The organism is Kastovskya adunca, from assembly GCF_059505785.1.
Map to the genome: position 1 here is coordinate 42285 of NZ_JCACLG010000006.1, position 21831 is coordinate 64115.

The following is a 21831-nucleotide window of genomic DNA, read 5'->3' on the forward strand; positions in this document are numbered from 1 at the left end:
GATTCTACGGAGGTTTCCGTTGAGCCGGACTGAGAAGCTTCAATCTTTGTGGATCGTGGCTGCTATTTTCATGGGTTTAACGTTGGGACAAGTGGCTTGGTTCTCTAAAAATGCCATCTATTGGATTGTTCCTTCCCTCATGGTGATGCTCTATGGAATATTCCTGAACATCTCACTGACTCGCTTAACCACTGCATTTCAAAACTATAAAGTTACAGGGCTAAGCTTGGGAATAAACTTTCTCTGGACTCCTATTCTTGCTTGGGGACTTGGAGCAATTTTCTTGAGGGATATTCCCGATATCTGGGTAGGACTGATCATGTTGATGGTCACACCCTGCACAGATTGGTATCTTATCTTCACTAGCATTGCTCAAGGAGATGTTGCCCTTGCCACAGCTCTACTTCCTTGGAATCTACTATTGCAAGTCATTCTTTTACCCGTTTATCTATTGATATTTGCAGATAAACTGGTAAATATTAATGCAGTGATTTTGCTTGAGAGCGTAGTGTTCGTTTTATTCGTTCCCATGCTTTTGGCATTTATCTCAAAGCGTTTGATTCAACCCGCAAATCGTGCCTGGCATCGCTTTATACTCAAAATCGCAGCCAATCAATTGCTATTTCTTTATGTAGCGATCGCGGCGATGTTTGCCTCACAAGGAAAAATTTTGATTGAGCGACCAGAGTTATTATTGAAAATGCTGATCCCTGTTTTAATGTTCTTCAGTATCAACTTCTGGTTAGGTCAATTGATTGGGCGCTTAGCTCACTTTAGCTACGAAGAAGTGGCTTGCTTTAATTGCACAACCCTTGCTCGTAATTCACCCATTTCCTTGGCGATCGCCACATCCGCTTTTCCAGAACAGCCCTTGATTGCTCTAGCTTTAGTTATTGGAGCTTTGATCGAATTACCTGTCCTGTTTGTCGTTTCACAGATATTACTTCTTCTCCGACCTAAAAAAAGATAATCCCTAACCCTCATCTGTCAGCAGCGATCGCTCTTTTAAATTGAATAGCACTGATTTAAGAAAATTCCTCACAACCAACCGATCAAACCTTGTGCAGGGGGTCTGGGGGAGGCACTCATCCCCCAGTGGGGGGTTTGGGGGGAAGCCCCCCAAGCTGGGTTTTTCTCAGGAACAACTATTTGCCGCTTAAGTCAGTGCCATTCCTGTTAACTCCCCTTACCATCCGACCCCGATCGATTTGATGGCATTAGCGATCGCAACTGACTCCGAGTTGGGTACAAGCCAGATATCGCACCGCGTTTTCAAGAACTTCTAGCTCAACTGGCTGACGGTTGAGTACAATTTCTGCATCCGGCTGAATCGTCACAGTATTTTCGCCACGCCTACGCCTAAACTTATTGCAAGTCTTCGTCAAGTGCTTGAGCTTAAAATACTGTAACAAGAGTAATCGCAAATAGATTTGAACTTGCCCTATTTAAATCCCTGAATCCTTTTGACCCTAAGGCTTCCAGAATTCAGAACTCAAAATGGTGCAAGAAATTTGAAATTATTTGTCAAGGTGTTAAAGAACACAAGTGTTGTGATTCTTGGGTTTTTGCTGAATACTACTGCGGCGATATCTCAAGTTTTTTTCTTGACAATGACACCTCAGTCATTTTATCGTTTAACACTTAATGCAACTTATGTGCAATAATTTGGAGCGATTCAGACGGTATGTGCCTGGTAATTAGGGAAAGTGTTTAGGGCATGAGCATTTCAAGCTTCTGCATCGAGCAACGCGAGAAGGAACAAGAGGCTCTCAAGAAGTTCCTGGCAATCAGCCTTGTCGGTTCAGCCGTGTTCCATGGGGTAATTGGTTTAGGCATAAGCTGGCTGTCGGAGAAACAGCCGGAACTGGCTAACGAGCCGATTGAATTCATTGTGGTTGAAGAACCAGAAATCGAAGAAAAACCGCTAACAGAGACTCCCAAACCAGAGCCGACGCCACAGCAACCCATTAAAACTGAGGCTCCTAAGCCACCAGTACCCCAGCCCACAATTCCCACAGTATCTCTTACACAAAAGGCGCAACCTGCACCCCCAGCCCCCGCCGCTCCTTCAAGATCAGTGGCTCAACCTGCACCCCCAGCCCCCGCCGCACCTCCAAGAGCAGTGGCGCAACCTGCACCCAATCTACCAGCAGCGCCGCCTCAACCCGTCGCGCCACCCGCACCAGCCGCACTAACTCCGCCAATCCCACCGACAAGGGCACCCAGACCTGTTATTACACCTCCCCAAGAACCGATTGCTGAAGCCTCAGAACCCGCCCCCATCAGACCCTCTGAGTCAGTAGCAATCGATCGCCCCGCACCTCCTCGCCCAACTCGCAATTCTCAACCGCTTCAAACTGACTCAGACGCAAGGCAAATTAGAGAGCGTTTGAGTGAACCATCAGAATCAGTTGCGTCACCAACGGATGACTCCTCAACTGCCAACCCTACATCGCCAGGAGCAGTGGCAACAAATCGCTCAGCACCCCCACGACCTAGAGGAGTTCCTGGACTACTTTCAGATGCCTCAACTGGTGCTAGGCAGCTTAGGGAAAGGCTGAGCGGCACTTCCTCCCCATCAACAACATCTCCGGGCGAGGGTGACTCAAACGCTAACCCGGCATCGCCAGGAGCAGTGGCAACGAATCGTTCAGCGCCCCCACGACCAACGGGTACCTCCCAGGCACTTCCAGGTACCTCCTCTGATTCCCGACAATTTAGAGATAGTTTGAGCGGTGGAGGTTCCTCTGAAACTGCCTTAGCAGGTGGTGGCGATTCAATTGCTAACCCTACATCACCCGGAGGAGCCGTAGCCGCTAATCGTTCAGCTCCGGCGCGACCAGGGTCAGGAAATAGTCCACAGGGAACTGAGAATCAAAGGGGTAACACAGAGGACTCCCCAAGAAGTGGTGGAAACGGGGGAGTAAGTTGCATTAGTGGGTGTCCGCCTGAATATCCATCCGTCCTGGATGGGGAAGAAGGTAGTGCAGTTGTTCGGGTTGTGGTGGATCAAAGTGGCAATGTCGTTGATTCGGAAATTGCCGGAGGTGGTGGTAATAGTCAAATTAGGCAAGAAGCGATCGCTGCTGCCAGAAAGATGAAGTTTACGGCACCCGATGGCGGAAAGCGCGTTGCGGTTCGAGTAACGATTAACTTTACGCTCGCCGGGTCTGATTTTGACCGTCAAGCCCGTGAACGTCAAGGACAGAACGAGCGCGATCGCCAAGAACGGGAACGTAAAGCACGGCTCGAACGAGAACAACAGGAACAGGAACGCCAAGCACAACTAGAACGAGAAAATCAGGAACGGGAACGTCAAGCGCAATTAGAACAGGAACGTCAGGAACAGGAACGCCAAGCGCAATTAGAACAGGAACGTCAGGAACAGGAACGCCAAGCGCAATTAGAACAGGAACAACAGGAACAGGAACGCCAAGCACAGCAGGAACAGGAACGCCAAGCACAACAGGAACAGGAACGCCAAGCACAGCAGGAACGGGAACGCCAAGCACAGCAGGAACGGGAACGCCAAGCACAACAGGAAGAAGTTCCGCTCCCCGTACCTGGTGAATAAGTGAAATAGACGCTACTCCTGTCGATTTGCGTTACCAAATTTTTAGCCAAACGCAACGCCAGAGGGAATTCATAAACATCACAACAACTAGCAAGAGTTCAGCTAAATCAAAGAGTGTAGAGGTTTGTCAAAGTTATGCTACGGACAATTGGGCGCTTCGGAATAACCTTATTAATTGCTTCAAGCATAGAGATTGCCGGGATAATCGGTAATTCACTGCCAGCAGTGGCAGCCGTTGTGACGTTACCCGATGGGGGGCGTTGTGAAGGGGAAATGAGCAATGGTAACCTCCAGGGAAAAGCGGTCTGCGAATATGCTAATGGCGATCGCTATGAAGGCAATTTTGTAGACGGTAAGAAACAAGGTCAAGGCGTTTACACCTTTGCCAAAGAAGGGCGTTACGAAGGCGAGTTTAGTGATGATCAGCCGAGCGGCAAAGGTGTCCGGGTATATGCAGATGGCGATCGCTATGAAGGCGAGTTTCGTGACGGTCAGCCCCACGGTACGGGAGCCTATATTAGAGCCGATGGAGGTCGTTACGAGGGACAGTTCGCGGATGGCAGTCCCAGTGGTAAGGGAGCCTTCATCCTAGCCAATGGAGACCGTTGCTCTGGAGAAATCAGCGACGGTCAGATCAACGGCAAAGGGGTTTGCGAATACGCCAACAAGAATCGCTACGAAGGCGAACTGCAAAATAGTCAGCCTAATGGTCAAGGGGTCTATACCTTCGCTGAAGGGGGGCGCTACGAAGGAACGTTTAGCAATGGTCAGTTTAATGGCAAGGGCGTCCGGGAATATGCCAATGGCAACCGCTACGAAGGGGAATTTAGCAACGGTAAGCCACAGGGTCAAGGAGTTTACACCTTCGCCGATGGCAACCGCTACGAAGGTAAATTCAGCGAGGGTCAGTTTAACGGCAAAGGCGTCTTCACCGAAGCCAATGGAAATCGTTACGAAGGCGAGTTTAGTGACGGTAAGTTTAGCGGTACTGGGGTCTATACGTTTAAAAATGGCGATCGCTGCCAAGGAAAGTTTGCCAACGGTCAGTTAAACGGTCAAGCGACCTGCAACTATGCCAGTGGAGACAGCTTTAAAGGAGAATTCCGCAACGGTGAGAGACAGGGTCAAGGTGTCTACATTTTTGCAGACAAAACCCGTGTGGAAGGAAATTGGAATAATGGGGAACTTCAACAGTAGTTTCCCTGGTTATTGACAACGATTGAGGAAAGAAGCGATTGGCAATTAAGAGCGCTACTGCAAATGGGGAAAGTACGAGAGTGCGTCCTTTACTTCTAATCGGTTTGTCACTGAGTTTGTTAATTGTACTAATGCTCCTAGTGGCAAGCATGACTTTAGGCGCAGCTAAAATTCCCCTTAGCACCATCTATGCAGCGTTAACAGAATTTGACGGCTCTACCGAGCACCTGATCGTTCAAACTATACGGTTGCCGCGATCGCTAATTGCTGCTTTAGTCGGTGCTGCCCTAGCTGTCGCTGGTGCGCTGATGCAAGGCTTAACTCGCAACCCGTTAGCCGATCCCGAAATTTTGGGAATCAATTCGGGTGCTGCCTTGGCTGTTGCGATCGCTGTTTTCCTCTTCGGCACTTCATCCCCCATTATTTATGCTGGATGTGCCTTCCTCGGTGCAGCCGCTACTGCCGTTAGCGTTTATTTTCTCGCCTCTCTCGGTCGTGGAGGACTTACTCCACTCAACCTCACGCTAGTTGGTGCCGCTCTCGAGGCTCTGTTCTATTCTCTTATGACTAGCATTCTCATCGTCAGTCAGAGGACATTGGATGAAATTCGCTTCTGGCTGGCTGGTTCGGTAGCGGATAGGGATTTCACCTTATTCTTGCAACTATTGCCTTACAGCATTATCGGACTCGCGATCGCCTTTGCGTTAGGCAGGCAAATTACCACCATTTCTCTAGGCGAAGATGTCGCCCGTAGCTTGGGTCAACAAACTGTGTGGGTAAAAGTGCTTGCCGCTGTGAGTATCGTTTTGCTAGCAGGGAGTGCGGTGGCGATCGCGGGGCCAATCGGGTTCGTTGGTCTGATCATCCCCCACATCGTCCGTTTTCTCGTCGGCGTGGATTACCGTTGGATTTTGCCCTATTCTGCTGTTTTCGGGGCAATACTACTGCTCATCTCAGATATTGGGGCGCGGTTGCTCCTCCAACCCCAGGAACTACCTGTAGGAGTAATGACGGCTATTGCAGGTGCGCCGTTCTTCATCTATCTTGCTCGCTGGAAAATCAAACGATGAGAAAAAGCTGGCTGGTTATTCGTCCCTGGCAGTTACCTCTGTCTTTCCGCCTAGAGCGACACGTTCCATCGACGCTGCTGATAATTGGTGCGGTCATTCTTGCAGCAATGGTATTGAGTGTAGGACAAGGTGAATATCCTATCCCACCCTTGGAGGTTGTGAAAACGATTCTGGGATTGCCGACAGCTAACCCAGACTACCCCTTTATTATCAACACACTACGCTTACCCCGAACGCTAGTTGCCTGCGGTGTTGGCGTAGCATTAGGTATCTCCGGCACCATCCTCCAAGGTTTAACGCGCAATCCTCTAGCAGAACCGGGGATAATTGGCGTGAATGCGGGTGCGAGTTTGGCTGCTGTCACCTTGATTGTTCTGTTTCCCAATGTTCCCCTGTTTGTCTTGCCTTGGGCTGCCTTCGGCGGGGCTTTGGCTGTCGCTATTTTCATCTACCTATTGGCGTGGGATCAGGGCAGTTCCCCAATCCGTCTGATTTTGGTGGGTGTTGGCATTGCCGCTGTCATCTACGCATTAACAACTTTACTAATTACCTTTGGTGAAATCGAGAGTGTTACTCAGGCATTGGTGTGGCTAGCAGGAAGTGTCTACGGACGCAGTTGGGAACACCTCGGTTCATTGCTCCCTTGGCTGGCTGTGTTTGTGCCTCTGTCGTTAGTGTGGGCAAGACAACTAAACGCGCTCTCTCTGGGAGAAGACATCGCCAGAGGGTTGGGAATGCGGGTTGAGTGGCAAAGGAGTTTGCTATTGTTGACCAGTGCGGCAATGGCAGGTGCAGCAGTTGCCACGGCAGGCGCGATTAGCCTTGTCGGCTTGATGGCACCCCACTTGGGGCGTCAGTTAGTAGGCCCAAATCATGAAGGGTTGATGCTGGCATCGGCACTGATGGGCGGACTGATAGTGGTGCTGGCAGACTGGTTGGGGCGGATACTTTTTGCCCCCATCGAGATTCCCTGCGGCGTGATTACCGCAGCAGTTGGTGCGCCCTATTTTCTCTACCTACTAATCCGCAACCGCAAGGGATAAACCTACCAATGCACGCCATGAACCGACTCTCAACCCGCAGCCTGACTCTGGCTTATGATGGGGTATCAATCATCAAGAGCCTTGATCTCGCAATTCCTACTGAGAAGATTACCACTTTGGTTGGGCCAAACGGCTGCGGCAAATCAACTCTGTTGCGAGGCTTTGCAAGGTTACTAAAGCCTCGTGCTGGCGCGGTTTATCTCGATGGGACTGATATTTTCAAGCTATCGACAAAAGCTGTGGCAAAGCGGCTGGGGATTCTTCCCCAAGGGCCAGTAGCTCCGGAAGGTCTGACTGTTCGAGACTTGGTGGCTCAGGGTCGTTATCCCTATCAGAACTGGTTGCAGCAGTGGTCGAAAGAGGATGAAACTCTTGTAGAGCAAGCACTCGTGACTACAGGGATGATGCAGTTGGCAGAGCGATCGCTGGACACTCTCTCAGGCGGACAGCGACAGCGAGCTTGGATTGCGATGGCTCTCGCTCAGGATACGCCCATTCTCTTGCTTGATGAACCGACAACGTTTTTGGATTTGGCGCATCAAGTCGAGGTATTGGATTTGCTGTTTGAGTTGAATCGCAGTGAAGGGCGAACGATTGTTATGGTGCTGCATGACTTGAACCAAGCTTGTCGCTATGCGGATAATCTAGTGGCAATGCGACAGGGTCAAATTATTGCTCAAGGAGTACCAGAGCAGGTGATGACGGAAGCAATGGTACGAGAAGTATTTGAGCTAGATTGTCGGATTGTGCCAGATCCCGTCATGGGAACGCCGATGTGTGTGCCCATCGGTCGGCAGATGAAGGTAAGGAACCGTTGAAACCCTTCCTCGTGCAACACGCTGGAAGTCTTCTACCAGTTCCTTTCATCAAGCGGAGAATTATTACTATTCAGTTTTTTATTTGGCGATAGGAGGTAAAAAGCCTGCATTTCTTAGTTGTTCTGCACTATCCTTAATCGCTTGGATGATGTAGTCAAGATCGGCATCGGTATGCGCTGTAGATAGGTAACCCCCCGCTCGAAGTAGGTAAACTCCCCTTTCGAGTAGGTGATAGCGTAATAACTCCACACTCTGCGAAGATGAGGAATTTTCCGAGGGTGCAGAACTTCCGGAGGAAGCAAGACCAAAGAGTGAACCAAAATTCGCCATGCGGATGGGCAATCCATTTTCTGCAAAGCAATTATTTAGGGCTTCGATAAACTTTGATGTGCGTTGATTTAACTGCTCTTGAAGAGTAGAGCCTTGGTTTTTTAGATGATTAAGAACAGCCCTTGCAGCCGCCATTGTGAGTGGATGCTTACAAAATGTGCCTGCAAAAAATGTTGTTTTTGCTTGAGGGTAGGAGGCATCGCCATAATTCCACATACCGCCGTCAATGCCATCCATATAGGCAGCCTTTCCCGCAATAATTCCGATCGGCATACCACCACCGACAATCTTTCCATAAGTAGCTAAGTCGGCTTCAACGCCAAACCATGCCTGTGCGCCACCGGGATGAATGCGGAAGCCTGTTACCATTTCATCAAAGATTAATGCGATTCCTGAGTCTTGAGTTAGTTGTCTCAGTTGGTGGAGAAAGGTTTTGGGCTGTAAGTCAGGTCGTGTTGTTTGGACAGGTACAACTAAAACAGCAGCTAATTCGTGCTGATGGGCGGCGATCGCATCCAGTGACTGAGGGTTTCCATACTCTAAAACCAAAACATCTTCTACAACAGATGGGGGTATTCCTGGAGCAATGGGGACTATTTGGAGATTTCCATCTATTGTTTTTGCTTTAACTAATGTTCCATCAAAATGACCGTGATAAGAGCCGGAAAATAACGCGATCTTATTGCGATTTGTTGCTGATCGTGCTAAGCGTATCGCTGTCATCACGGCTTCTGTACCTGTATTACTAAAAGCAACCCGTTCTACCCCTGTGAGTTCGCAAATCAACTCAGCTACTTCACCCGCAAATTCTGATTGAGGGCCGATTTGTATGCCTTTCTCAAGTTGCTCTTGCAGGGCTTCTTTGATGAAGGGTGGGTTATGACCAAAGAGATTGACTCCTAAGCCCATCATGATATCTATGTATTCATTTCCATCCACATCCCAGATCCTGGAACCTAGGGAGCGCTGGGCAACGATGGGATAGAACATTTCTTTGAAGGGAAGGCTGAAACCGTCTGAGGCTCTAGGGTCAGCGAGAACTGAGCGATAAGTTTGTGTGAGTTGTTTAGATGTTTTGGTTCGCTTGTTGTAGCGTTCAACTAGTTCATGCAGATAGTTTTGTTGGCGTGAAGTTGTGCTGTTTGTTGTTGTCATTTTTGAGGTTTTTTACGAAGAAATGGTGAGGTATTAACTTTTTTCAAGTAACTCAATAAATTGCTTGTAGCAATCTTGAATTATTTGTGAGATTGGGTTTTTAACGAACCACAGAGACACAGAGGGCGCAGAGGAGAGAAGGAGAGGTTTTTAGGGAGCATTTAGGAGGGTTGTAGGTGTGGGGTATGCAGAAAGCCGCTTTGAATGAGGTAGGAGAAGTATGTCTGGAGCAACTTAGCATTGGCTGGCGGACAGGTGATTGAGGTATTTGTCAGTCCTGTGGTTGTATGGTGGCAATTAAACTTTAAGGCGGCTGAGTTTGCGGTGGCTTCTAAGGAGTCTGGATCGCTGGTGCGATCGCTTCCCATACCCGCAAAAAATGGTATGAGTGGGTACAGGGGATTATCTGAGAAACGCTCGGCAGCATCCAGGAACTCGACTTGCCACTGGTTGTAAGACATCAACTCGACAGGATAACCAAACTCGCCAATCCAGTTAAACAGCTCGAAGGAGCGGATGGGGTGAGGATTGGCTAGGTGAAATATCTTGCCGAGGGATTGTTCTTGCTGGGATAAATGAGCGATCGCTTTACTTATATAATCCACAGGAGTCATATCTACTATCGTGTCTACATCTGGTGCAAACCCCAGCTGTATAAAGCCTTTGAGCATTCTGTACAAGCGGTCATTGGTGTTGCATACACCCGTTTGGCTGTGTCCTGATACGCGCCCTAGTCTATAAATAGATACAGGCAATCCGCGATCGCTTGCAGTGGCGATTAACTGCTCGGCAACCCATTTAGTCTGACCATAACCACCCGATGGCACTTGGCTATGGTTAAAGCGGTGAAGTGCTTGAACCTCCTTAACTTCAGCCAGACTCGCTGAAGTTAAAACGCTAAGAGTCGAAATGTAATGCACGGGCTTTACTTTGACGTAACTAGCTAACCTCAGCACTTCTTGAGTTCCCAGGACATTCGCCGCCTTGAGCTTAGAGTAGGGATGAACGAGATTAATTGATGCTGCGTTGTGATAGATGGCATCAAGTTTGCCCGCCATCACTTGAAATTGCTTTTCAGAAAGACCCAGAAGCGGCTCAGATAAATCCCCTACAACGGGGATAATACGGTGGCTGAGCGATTCATCCCAGAGCAAATAGGATTCGAGATGACTTTGGAGTCTCTTTTTCCCTAACTCAGCATTAGGAGAACGGACTAAGCAATAAATATCAGCCGTAGTTTGTTGGAGGAGTTCGGAGAGTAAAAACGCTCCCACAAAGCCTGTTGCTCCAGTCAAGAGGATATGAGCCAGGTCAGTTGTCGGCTCATATGAAGTATTAAGGCGGATGCTGGGGTCGAGTACAGCTTCAGCGTTTAAAGTCGCGAGAGTGCTTTGCTTAGTTGGGGTAGACGCTTCTGGCACGTTAGAAGGAGCGTACTTAGGGAGTACTTTCAAACCCGGAGATCCCCCTAAATCCCCCTCGGAGATCCCCCTCCCGTCCCCCTTCAAAAGGGGGAAGCCAGAAGATGCTTCGCCTTTGATATCACAAGGGACTTCGACTGAATTCTCCCCCCTTGTTAAGGGGGGCTGGGGGGGATCTGAATTTAACGACTCACAGCAGTTAATCAGTTCCCGCAATGCTTTTATAAAACTCTCAGCTAACCGTTCAATCGTGGCTTGACGATGAACTGCCTTGCTGTACGTCCAATCTAGTTGCAGTTGCCCGTCTGCAACAATTCCATTGATATCTAGCAGATAGCTGCGGTTTCCCCGCAGGCTGCGCCTCACTCCGCAGGATTCTTGAGCTGGTTTAAACAAAGATGATTCCTGGAATACCTGGTCAGTCTGACCTAGATAGTTAAACCGGATTTCAGCCTTTGGATGCGGTTGCAAGGATTTTGAGAGATAGCGCAGCACCCCATAGCCAATGCCTCGATTAGGGATACATTGCAACTGCTCTTTAACTACCTTTAAAGCATCTCCCAGACTAGAAGCTTCCTCAATATTCAGTAACACGGGGAAGATGGTGGTAAACCAGCCAACCGTTCTCGACAAATCTACATCGTCAAAAATTGCTTCCCGTCCGTGACCTTCTAGGTCAATCAGTAACGAACGTTCACTCGTAGAGACGTTCCACCGGAACGTCTCTACAAACGCTTGTATCAGTGCAGCAAGCAACACCTCGTTGATTTGGGTTTGATACGCTGCTGGTACTACTTGTAGCAGCGCTTGGGTTTCTTCCCGACTGAGGGCGACTGATACCGTGGCAGCTTCAGCTACAGTATTGCTACCTCCAGGAAAGTCCACTGGTAGGCGGACAATCTGCTGACGATACTTAGCTAGCCAGTAGTCCAACTCTTGCTGAAGTGCTGCTGACTGTGCGTACTCTTGCAATCGCTCCGCCCAATGCTTAAACGAGGTGGTTTTGGGTGGTAGTTGAATTGTCTCGCCTTGGCTGAGTTGCTGATAGATGGTTTGAAGGTCTTCTAACAAAATCCGCCAGGAAACGCCATCAACGGCTAGGTGGTGGATGATAATCAGCAAGCGGCTAGGCTTAGATGCACCCAGGTCAAACCAAGCCACTCGCACCAGCGAACCAGAGGAGAGATTCAGGCTAGTTTGGAGTTTGGTAGCCGCGTCGGAGATAGCCGACTCTTGCTCTGTCTCTGATACCGTTGACAAATCGATGTGGGTAAACGGCACGATTGCGTCAGGACTAGGAAGTATCTCCAAACCCGGAGATCCCCCTAAATCTCCCTCGGAGATCCCCCTCCCGTCCCCCTTCAAAAGGGGGAAGCCAGAAGATGCTTCGCCTTTGATATCACTGGGGACTTTGACTGAATTCTCCCCCCTTACTAAGGGGGGCTGGGGGGGATCTGAATTTTGGAAACACGCCGTAGCATTAACTTGCTGCCAGTTTCCTTCCTGGCGAACAAAGCACAGGCGCAGAGCATCGTGGTGTTCGAGTAATTTCTGTACCGCCTGCTCTAATAATGCTGGAGCGATCGCTTGCCGTACTTCCAGTAAAATAGCCTGGTTCCAGTGGTGGGAATCGGGAAGATTTTGCTCAAAGAACCAGTGTTGAATGGGAGTAAGCGGCACTGAACCCGTCACTATGCCCTGTTCAGCTTGGATGGTTCGATTCGTACCAGCCACGGCGGCGAGTTCGGCAATGGTTTGATGTTCAAACAGTTGCTTGGGGGTCAGTTGCAGACCAGCCTGGTTAGCTTTGGCGATAATCTGCATACTGAGGATAGAATCCCCGCCTAACTCAAAGAAGTTATCGTAGATTCCGACGTTTTCAAGTCTGAGAATCTGAGTCCAAATCTCCGCTAATAGTTTCTCCGCAGTCGAGCGAGGTGCGACAAAGGTTTCTTCTAAATTAGACCTGCTCGTGTCTGGTGCTGGCAAGGCTTGGCGGTCTACTTTCCCGTTGGGCGTTAGGGGTAAAGTTTTGAGCCGCACGAACGCTGACGGAACCATGTATTCAGGCAGCTTCTCCTGTAGGAAGTCGCGCAGGTCGCTCGTTGTGGGGGTAAATTGTTTTTCAGGCACAACATAAGCTACCAAACGTTTATTGCCTGATTGCTCCTCCCGAACAACCACAACCGTTTCTCGAACAGCAGGGTGTTGTCTTAGGGCGGCTTCAATCTCACCTAGCTCGATGCGGAAGCCGTGAATTTTGACTTGGTGGTCAATTCGCCCCAGAAACTCGATGTTTCCGTCCGGTAAGTAGCGGGCTAAGTCTCCGGTTTTGTAAAGCCGCTCTCCAGGAAGAAAAGGATTAGTAATGAATTTTTCGGCAGTTAGTTCAGGTCGATTTAGATAGCCCCTAGCAACTCCAGCACCGCCAATGTATAGCTCTCCAGACACGCCTATGGGTACGGGTTGCAGATCAGCGTCCAGCAGATAGATTTGGGTGTTGGCAATGGGGCGACCAATCGGAACGGTGCTGCTTTGACCTAACCCCCCCAACCCCCCTTCCCTGCAAGGGAAGGGGGGAGCTTTCCTCCCCTCTCCTTGCAGGAGAGGGGCTGGGGGAGAGGTTAACCGAACAGTATTGGGAACAGTGGAAGCGAATTTGGCAACGGATTTTGTAGCGGATGTAGCGGATGGATGGTTAGTTATTGCATAAGTTAATACGCCTACGGTGGCTTCGGTTGGCCCGTAGTGGTTGAAAATCAGACACTGTGGGGTTAATTGTCGAATTTGCTCAATCAGCGCCCAACTACAAGCCTCACCACCAAGAATTAGTCGTTGTCGAGGCAAGATTCGTTCGGGGCGAGATGATGTTAGTAAAGCCGTCAGGTGAGACGGCACGATCTTGAGACAATCGATCGCATGGTGTTGAAAATAGTCGGCTAGTGCTTCTGGGTTGGATGCACGCTCCGAGGACACTACATGGAGACATGCGCCACTACATAGAGCAGGGAAAATAGTTGTGTTGCCTAAGTCGGCGGCAAAGGTGGAAACGATCGCAAAACTGTTACAGGTGGAAAGGTTTAGTTGTTGTGCGATCGCATTTACATAATTCAGCAATTGCCGATGCTCGACAGCGACGCCTTTGGGTTTTCCTGTAGAGCCAGAGGTGAACAGAACGTAGACTAAATTCTCTGCTTTAACATCGCTGCTGGGATTTTCCTGGCTCTGTTGAGCAATAACCTCCCAATCGGTGTCTAAACATACCACCTGTTCTGTGCGATCGCGAAGCTTTTCGGCTAACTGTTGTTGAGTCAACAGCACCGATACTCCGGCATCCTGTAACCTGAACGCTAGACTCTCCTGGGGTATGGCAGGATCTAGGGGAACGTAGGCTCCGCCAGCTTTGAGGATACCGAGGAGTCCGACAATTAAGTCAAGCGATCGCTCTAGGAGCAGTCCCACTACATCTGGTTTAACTCCCAGTCGCTGGAGGTGATGAGCCACTTGATTCGAGCGCCTGTTGAGTTCAGCATAGGTTAGCTGCTGGTCTTCAAAGACAACAGCAATGTGGTCTGGTGTGCGTTCTGCTTGTTCCTCGAACAGTTGGTGAATGCACCGATCTAGCGGATAATCGGTGTGCGTCTGGTTGAATTCGACTAATAGTTGTTGGCGATCGCTAGGCTTGAGAATTTCTAGTTTCCCAATTTCCACTTCGGGATGGTTGAGCGCACTTTCTAGCAACGTCTGAAACTGACTTGCCAATCGCTCAATAACTTCTACATCAAATAAAGCCGAATCGTAGTGAAATTCTGCGGTTAGAGAATCGTTTTGGCGAAGACAAGAAAGTTTAACCTTGAATCGGTCAAAACACACATACTGCTTATAAATTGAAAATGATAGTTCATTATTGCTATAAATGTCAGGCTGTTCTAAAAACTCAAAACTAAATGGTAAGAATGCTGGCTCTTGGTTATTCTCAGTTAAATTGAGGACTTTACCCCAATCAAAGTACTCTTGCCACTTGTAACACTCACCAACTGATTCATCAGCTTGCTTAAGAATTTCACTGAACTTTAATCTTCTATCTAAATGAGCAGTTAGCGGTAAATATTTAGCAATCAAACCGATCGCCTGCTCTAACTCCTCATATTTTCTTCCATTAAAAGCCTTGCCTACAATAATCTTTTTCTGCTGGGTAAGACGCCACAGCAAGATCTGCCAGCAAGCCAATAAGAATATAGAGACTGAACTATTGTATTTCTTAGTCAGTCCTTCTAGTTTTGATACTAAATCTTGATTAACTCTAAAACTGAGAGACTCAGGCTGAAATGCTACTTCATCACATTTGTTTTCAAAAGGTAGCCTTAAACCAAAGGTAGCATCAAGGTTCTGTCTTTGCCAAAACTCTACTCCTGATTTGGTGTCTTCTGATTCTAAGATTTCATTCTGCCATTCAGCAATATCAACATACTGCGTAGGTTCATCTGATAATCCCTCATCCCCAGGATTGACAGCATAGGAATTGATAACTTCATTGACCAAATTCAAAAAAGTGACTGTATCGGCACAAAGAGCAGGTAAGCTAATAATTAAATAATGCTTTTGAGGCGATAAAATAACTAGCGATACATCCAAAGATATCCCATCTTCAAGAGCCAAAGGTAGTCTAAGTACTTCATTAAAGAGTGCTTCACTTTTAACTGCTTGTTCTTGAGTATCTAAATTCCTTAAGTCATGATCATGAATTAGCAAGGTACTGCTGTCACTGATCACCTGAAGGGGAATGGTCATTCCTGGCAAGCAGCGGAAGGTTGTACGGAGAATCTCATGTCGATTGACAACGTTCTGTAAGGCTATCTCTAATCGTTTTATATCAAGATTTCCCTCAATGAGAATAGCGCCCTGAGTTCGATAAGGCTGTGATGAATCAAATTGTTGTAATGACCACAGACGCTTTTGTTGAGGGGAGAGTCGATATCCCTCAATAACTTCGTTTTGCATTTTGATACCTCTTCTAATATTTGGATCTAATCGTTGCCAATCTGTTTCACATTTAATTTGCTACAGGAAACAGTCGAAAGTATTAATTATCACTAGTAAATTGTTGGCTACTGGCTAAATGGTTCTGCCATACCTGCTAAAACTTTTCGGGAACCTGCAAATGGATTCCGCCCATGACAAGCCAACATATTATCTAGGAACAATATATCTCCTGCTTGCCAGGAAAAAGTAATGGCTTCCTGTTGATAAATTTTACGGATTTCGTCTAATACTGAGGTTTCAATTGGCGAACCGTCACCATAATAAGCATTACGTGGTAATTCTTCCTCTTTGAATCCCGCTAACAAACCTTCTCGCACGCTTGGGTTAAGGTTCGATACATGAAATAGGTGAGCTTGATTGAACCAAACCATCTCGCCTGTTTGAGGATGTTTGGCAACAGCCTGACAGACTTGGTGAGTTTTTAAGCCGTCTTGTCCGTACCAGTCAAATTCAATATTTTGGTTGTGGCAATACTCTTCTACTTGCAGCTTTTCGGTAGTCTGGAAAACATTTTGCCAAGGCAAATCTAATCCATTTCCGTAATTTCGCACATACATCACCTGTTTTTGAATGAATTTTTCTCGGATGATGGGATCGATGCCTTGAAAAACTTTTCGACTATCAGCAATTGGGGTTTCTCCTCCTTGTTCGGCAGGTTGCACGCAATGAAAGCCAATTTTCATTGGCCACTGGCGGGAGTAAGCCATTTCGTTATGTAGGGGGATTGATTGTTCCGCCGGATATTCTGTTGAAGTATAGATGTTGCCACTAACATGGCTGCGTGGTGTTGAGCGATAAGAATATTCCAGTAATTCTCCAGAAACAGCCTTAATGAAATTCTCGAAATCAGCAACCCCATGTATCGGAAAATCCCGAAACAGAATACCACCATGCTTGAGTAAATTGTTTTCGATAAATTGTCGATTATTAGCAGCCCAAGTAGCAAGATTTAGATCTTTTACTGAAGGTTGAACTACTACAGGCAATAGTTTTCTATGGTCTAGATATTCTGTTTTTACTAATTCTTCTTGAGAAACTTTGACGGCTTGTCGCTTAAAATTTCCCAGTTTTTTGATACTAGGATTGCTAGTTTTTGTATCTTTCATGGTAGTTAGATGATTGAAATGAACAGGAGTTACGCAGAGTCTTTTTGTAGGCATGTTAGCGGAGCGCTGCGTAATTTTTGATGAACTTAGACGTTACTGATAGACTTCCGCTTAGTCATTTTGAACTTCTGCCGACTAGCCTTTTCAAGCTCTTTTTCTTGTACGAGCTGTTGTTGTTTATCGGCGTTAGCAATGACTTCTGCGAGAGTACTTATCTTGGTATCGGGCTGTGTAGTAATCTGTCTCAGAAGTATTTCAAAATGTTCTGCGATTCGAGCGATGGTTTCTGGGTTAAATAAGTCTACTCTGTAGCCAAATGAAGCCTTAAGACCTGCTGCGCTTTCCTCTAGCTCAAGCCTCAAATCGTGCTTTGCTCTGTTGCTATCGATATTTAATGCCGCGATCTTTAAATCTGGGAGATCTAAGGATGGCGTGGGAGTATTTTGGAGGACAAACCATACTTGGAATAGTGAGTTGTAGCTCGGATTCCGTTCAGGCTGTAATTCTTCTACTAGTTTCTCAAAGGGTAAGTCTTGGTGAGTGTACGCTTCCAAAGTGCGATCGCGCACTCGACCTAGTAATTCCCGGAAGCTCGGATCATTAGACAAATCAGTACGCAGAACTAGAGTGTTGGCAAAAAATCCGATTAATCCCTCAAGTTCTGAGCGAGTGCGGTTGGCAATGGGGGAGCCTACTAGGATGTCGTCTTGTCCACTCCAGCAGTACAGCAACGTCTTGAATGCGGCTAACAGAGTCATGAACAACGTTACCCCTTCGCGATCGCTGAGGGTTTTGATGTCCTCGGTTAAGGGCTTTGGTAAGATAAGCGATCGCGTTGCACCCTGAAATGTTCTAACTGTCGGGCGCGGTCGATCTGTCGGTAATTTTAGTAAGGGAGGAGCGCCCTCTAGTTGCTGTTTCCAGTAGGTTAGCTGGGTTTTTAGCCTCTCCCCCTGCAACCACTGTTTCTGCCAGACAGCAAAGTCCGCATATTGGATAGGTAGTTCAGTTAGTGGCAGAGATTGCTTAGCAGAGAACGCTTGATAGAATTCTCCTAACTCTCGGATGAGTACTCCTACAGACCAGGCATCAGAGACGATATGGTGCATGGTTAGCAGTAACACGTACTCATTTTCGTCCAGTTGCAGCAACACTAATCGTAGCAACGAACCTTTGGCTAGATCGAAAGGTCGATTCGCTTCTGCTTGAGCCAAATTTTGAACTTCAGCTTCCCGTTCTGTCGGAGGGAGCGAATATCCTCCGGACACGCTTCGCGATCGCAAATCGATGACGGGTAAGGTCAAGCTTAAGGCGGGTTCAACGACCTGAAACGGTTGTCCATCGACGGCGATCAACCGAGTTCGCAACACTTCATGACGCCTAACAATCTCATTGAAACTTTGTTCCAGTGCGGTGACGTTGAGTAGACCTGTTAGGCTGACAGCGGCGTGAACGTTATATAAAGAGCTGTTAGGCTGCAATTGGTTGAGCAGCCACAGCCGTTGCTGGGCGAAGGATAGGGGTAAGTTTTTGTCCCGTGAAGCTGGCTCAAGAGGCGGAACGGCTAGTCCTGACCCAGCCTTTGTCGCGGTTTCAATCTGCTCTGCTAACCCAGCAATAGTGGGTGACTCAAACAAACAGCGCAGGGGTAGCTCTATCTGGAAGGTTTTGTACAAGCGGGACATCACTTGAGTAGCCAGTAACGAGTGTCCGCCTAAATGGAAAAAGTTGTCGTGGATGCCAACCTGCTCAAGATTCAGGACTTGAGACCAGATTCCAGCCAATAACTCCTCTACAGGCGTGCGAGGTGCAACAAAAGCTTCGTCCAATTCCGGTCTGAGTGTGTCGGGTGCGGGTAGCGATCGACGGTCTACTTTACCGTTAGGCGTCAACGGAAGCGCCTCCAGCATCACAAAAGCCGACGGCACCATATACTCCGGCATTTGCCCTTTTAGGTAATTTCGCAGTTCGCTACTCGTGGGGGCTTGCTGGGAGTTGGGGACAATATAAGCAACCAACTGCTTGTCACCGGGTCGATCCTCCCGAACTAAAACCACCGTTTCCCGGATACCAGAGTATTGACCCAAGACTGCTTCAATTTCCCCTAGCTCGATGCGAAAGCCGCGAATCTTCACCTGATCGTCAATTCGCCCTAGATACTCAAGCTCTCCATTGGGAAGATAACGTGCCAAGTCGCCTGTTTTGTAGAGGCGTTGGGGATTTAAGGATGAATCTTCTTTGCCTCCACTGCTCGCCTGCTCCGCTGCTCGCCTGCTCCTTTGGAAGGGGTTGGGAATAAACTTTTCGGCGGTTAGTTCAGGTCGGTTAAGATATCCCCTGGCAACGCCAATACCACCAATGTAAAGTTCCCCCGGTACTCCAATAGGGGTAGGTTGCAGGTAAGGGTCTAGCACGTAAACTTGAACATTAGGAATAGCACACCCAATCGGTACTTCTCGTAATCTGGCATCAACTTCCGCCATCTTCGACAGATGGCTGATTGTTGTCCCGATAGTCGCTTCTGTCGGACCGTAAGAATTCACGAGTTGCACTCTTTTGCCCACATGCTTCTGCCACATTACCAGCCGCTCCGGAAGTGCTCGTTCTCCGCCAATAATTACCAAGCGCAGTGGAGCGGGTAGCTGCAACCGTTTCTCAGATAATTCGACAGTGAGTTGATGCCAGAAAGCTGTCGGCAAATCCAATACAGTTATCGATCGCTCGTGGCATTGTTGTAAGAATGCTGGCACTGAATTCAACATGGAATCAGTACGCAGCACCAACGTCGCACCTTGCGTTAAGCAGGAAAATATCTCTTCGGCTGCGACATCAAAACTAATCGATGCAAATTGCAAGATGCGATCGCTAGATGAAATTGCATATTCAATACTTGCGGTCTCGGTGTAGTTCACTAAAGACTGATGTTGAATCATCACTCCCTTTGGCTGTCCTGTCGATCCTGACGTATAGATCCCATAAACCAGATTCTCAGGCGTAGCGTTGTTGACAAGATTCTCTGGACTTTCCCGGTCAATTACATCCCAATCCGCATCCAAGCAAACGACCTGAGTTTTGTTTTCGGGAAGCCATTCCCTCAACCGCTCTTGGGTTAACAACAACGAGAGCTGGGCATCCTTCAGTATGAAAGCCAGACGCTCTTTCGGATACGCTGGGTCTAGTGGCAGATAAGCCCCACCCGCTTTGAGAATTCCAACAATCCCGACCACCATCTCTATAGAGCGCTCTACACAGATGCCGACAAGTACCTCTGGCTTGACGCCCAACTTTTGCAAGTGGTGTGCAATTTTGTTCGCCCGTTGATTCAGCTCCCGATAGCTGAGGTACTCGTCTTCAAATACCACTGCAATAGCATCGGGTGTCTGTTCTACCTGAGCTTCAAACAACTGATGGATGCACTGACCTTGAGAATAGTTAGCTTGGGTGTTATTCCACTCTACTAATAGCTGATGCTGCTCGGCTGGTGTTAATAACTGCAAGTCCTTTAGGCGTTGCTCAGGATTAGCCACCATCCCTTCTAGCAATGTTTGGAAATGCCCCAACATGCGGGTAATCGTGGCGGCATCAAAGCGTCGGCGATCGTACCAAATATCCAATGACAGCTTTGCACCAATTCCTACTACCACAGTCAGGGGGTAGTTTATTGATTCCGCAAAGCGAAATTCGCGAATATCCAAGCTTTCACTTTGCTGCGCTAAGGAAGAGTCCACAGGGTAGTTTTCAAAAACCAAAATACTCTCGAATAACGGCATCCCCCGTGGCACATCACTCCAGGCTTGGACTTCTACTAAGGGGCTGTACTCATACTGTCGAGCCTCGATTTGTTGAGCTTGCAGTTTCTTTAGCCAAGGTAGAAGAAACTCCTCAGAAGGAACGCTTGTTCGCACTGGAAGGGTATTAATAAAAATACCCACCATATTCTCGACTCCCGCTAGGTCTGTCGGACGACCAGAAGAAGTCGCCCCAAATAGGATGTCTTCCTCGCCACTGTAACGACTCAAGAGTAAAGCGAAGGCTCCTTGTACAAGCGTGTTTAGAGTTAGCTGATGCTGCTGTGCCAGAGTTTTTAGGGCAGAGGTTGTGGCTTCAGATAGCTGGATTTGCTGCTCATCTTGGTTTTCTTGTCCGCTAGGGAGTGTTGTCAAACCCGGAGATCCCCCTAAATCCCCCTTAAAAAGGGGGACTTTGACTGAATTCTCCCCCCTTGTTAAGGGGGGCTGGGGGGGATCTGTATTTAATGGAGAAGTTTCAAAAGATGCCCTATAGGAGCCTCCAGAATTTCGGTCTACGTTGACTAAATTCTCCCCCCTTAATAAGGGGGGCTGGGGGGGATCTGCATTTAACGGGGAAGTTTCAAAACACGCCCCCTGAGAGCCTTCAGAATTTCGGTCTACGTTGAAGGAAGTCGGTGTAGTAAAACCTTTGAGATCACGCCGCCAGAAAGCCTCGGCTTGAGACAAATCTTGCTGCTGCAACCAAGCAATATAATTTGCGAAAGGTGTGGTGGGGAGTAGGGGCAAATTTTGACCTTGTTGCAGTGCGGAGTAAGCGTCAAAAACGTCTTTGAAAACTACGGCTGTTGACCACCCATCTAGAATCAGATGGTGTTTGCTCCAGATAAATTTGTACTGATCCTCAGCCAGTTGAATCAGCGTCAAACGCATTAACGGTGGTTTGTTGATGTCAAAATCCCGTTGGCGATCGCCTTTTAGAAAATTCCTCAGCAACTCTTGTTGCTCAGTTGCCGAAACTCCCCGCCAGTCATACTGCTCCCAAGGTAAGTTTACAGACCGATAAACGACCTGAAAGGGTTGATCGCGACGTTCCCAATGAAAAGAGGTACGCAAGACTGGATGCCGCTCTATTACTAACTGCCAAGCTTGTTTAAGCACTGAGACATTCAGGGAGTTGCTAAAGGTGCAACTAATCTGAGCAACATATACTCCTGAGTTCGGTGCATAGAGGGTGTGGAAGAGTATGCCCTGCTGCATCGGCGACAGGGGATAAATGTCTTCAATATTCTTTCTATTGTCCATTTAGAGTCACCCAGGAATTA

The 21831-nt window shown here is 48.0% G+C and carries 10 protein-coding genes; 6 read left to right on the plus strand and 4 right to left on the minus strand.

The annotated features are described in order from the left end of the window. Nucleotides 1-19 precede the first annotated feature (19 nt). The 6 genes from AC5JR3_RS01750 (at nucleotide 20) to AC5JR3_RS01775 (ending at nucleotide 7702) form a co-directional block, all read left to right on the plus strand. Entirely contained in the window at nucleotides 20-970 is a 951-nt protein-coding gene (locus AC5JR3_RS01750) for an arsenic resistance protein (RefSeq protein WP_495842425.1), read from the plus strand. Between the two features lie 747 nt (nucleotides 971-1717). Further along, the gene (locus tag AC5JR3_RS01755) at nucleotides 1718-3574 is read left to right on the plus strand and encodes an energy transducer TonB (protein WP_495842427.1); all 1857 of its coding nucleotides are present in this window, start codon (nucleotides 1718-1720) and stop codon (nucleotides 3572-3574) included. Between the two features lie 135 nt (nucleotides 3575-3709). Beyond that, nucleotides 3710-4771, plus strand: a complete 1062-nt coding sequence (locus tag AC5JR3_RS01760; RefSeq protein WP_495842429.1) for a hypothetical protein — start codon at nucleotides 3710-3712, stop codon at nucleotides 4769-4771. A gap of 131 nt (nucleotides 4772-4902) precedes the next feature. Then, nucleotides 4903-5841 carry a FecCD family ABC transporter permease gene (locus AC5JR3_RS01765; protein WP_495842477.1) on the plus strand — a complete coding sequence of 313 codons (939 nt, stop codon included), beginning with the start codon at nucleotides 4903-4905 and terminating at the stop codon, nucleotides 5839-5841. Then, a complete protein-coding gene (locus AC5JR3_RS01770; RefSeq protein WP_495842430.1) occupies nucleotides 5838-6884 on the plus strand; it encodes a FecCD family ABC transporter permease in 1047 nt (348 codons plus the stop codon). Before AC5JR3_RS01765 ends, AC5JR3_RS01770 begins: the two co-directional genes overlap by 4 nt. Before the next feature lie 17 nt (nucleotides 6885-6901). Beyond that, entirely contained in the window at nucleotides 6902-7702 is an 801-nt protein-coding gene (locus AC5JR3_RS01775; protein ID WP_495842432.1) for an ABC transporter ATP-binding protein, read from the plus strand. Nucleotides 7703-7780: 78 nt separating this feature from the next. On the opposite strand, the gene AC5JR3_RS01780 is transcribed toward AC5JR3_RS01775, so the two are convergent. The 4 genes from AC5JR3_RS01780 to AC5JR3_RS01795 all read right to left on the minus strand — a co-directional run bounded on the left by AC5JR3_RS01780 (nucleotide 7781) and on the right by AC5JR3_RS01795 (nucleotide 21811). Then, a complete protein-coding gene (locus tag AC5JR3_RS01780) occupies nucleotides 7781-9187 on the minus strand; it encodes an aspartate aminotransferase family protein (protein WP_495842435.1) in 1407 nt (468 codons plus the stop codon). A 161-nt stretch (nucleotides 9188-9348) separates the two neighbouring features. Next, nucleotides 9349-15609 (minus strand): SDR family oxidoreductase, encoded by a 6261-nt coding sequence (locus AC5JR3_RS01785; protein ID WP_495842436.1) that lies wholly within the window; start codon nucleotides 15607-15609, stop codon nucleotides 9349-9351. Between the two features lie 107 nt (nucleotides 15610-15716). After that, nucleotides 15717-16757 carry a TauD/TfdA family dioxygenase gene (locus tag AC5JR3_RS01790; protein ID WP_495842438.1) on the minus strand — a complete coding sequence of 347 codons (1041 nt, stop codon included), beginning with the start codon at nucleotides 16755-16757 and terminating at the stop codon, nucleotides 15717-15719. An 86-nt stretch (nucleotides 16758-16843) separates the two neighbouring features. Further along, on the minus strand, nucleotides 16844-21811 hold the full coding sequence (locus AC5JR3_RS01795; protein WP_495842440.1) for an amino acid adenylation domain-containing protein: 4968 nt from the start codon (nucleotides 21809-21811) through the stop codon (nucleotides 16844-16846). Between the last annotated feature and the right edge of the window lie 20 nt (nucleotides 21812-21831).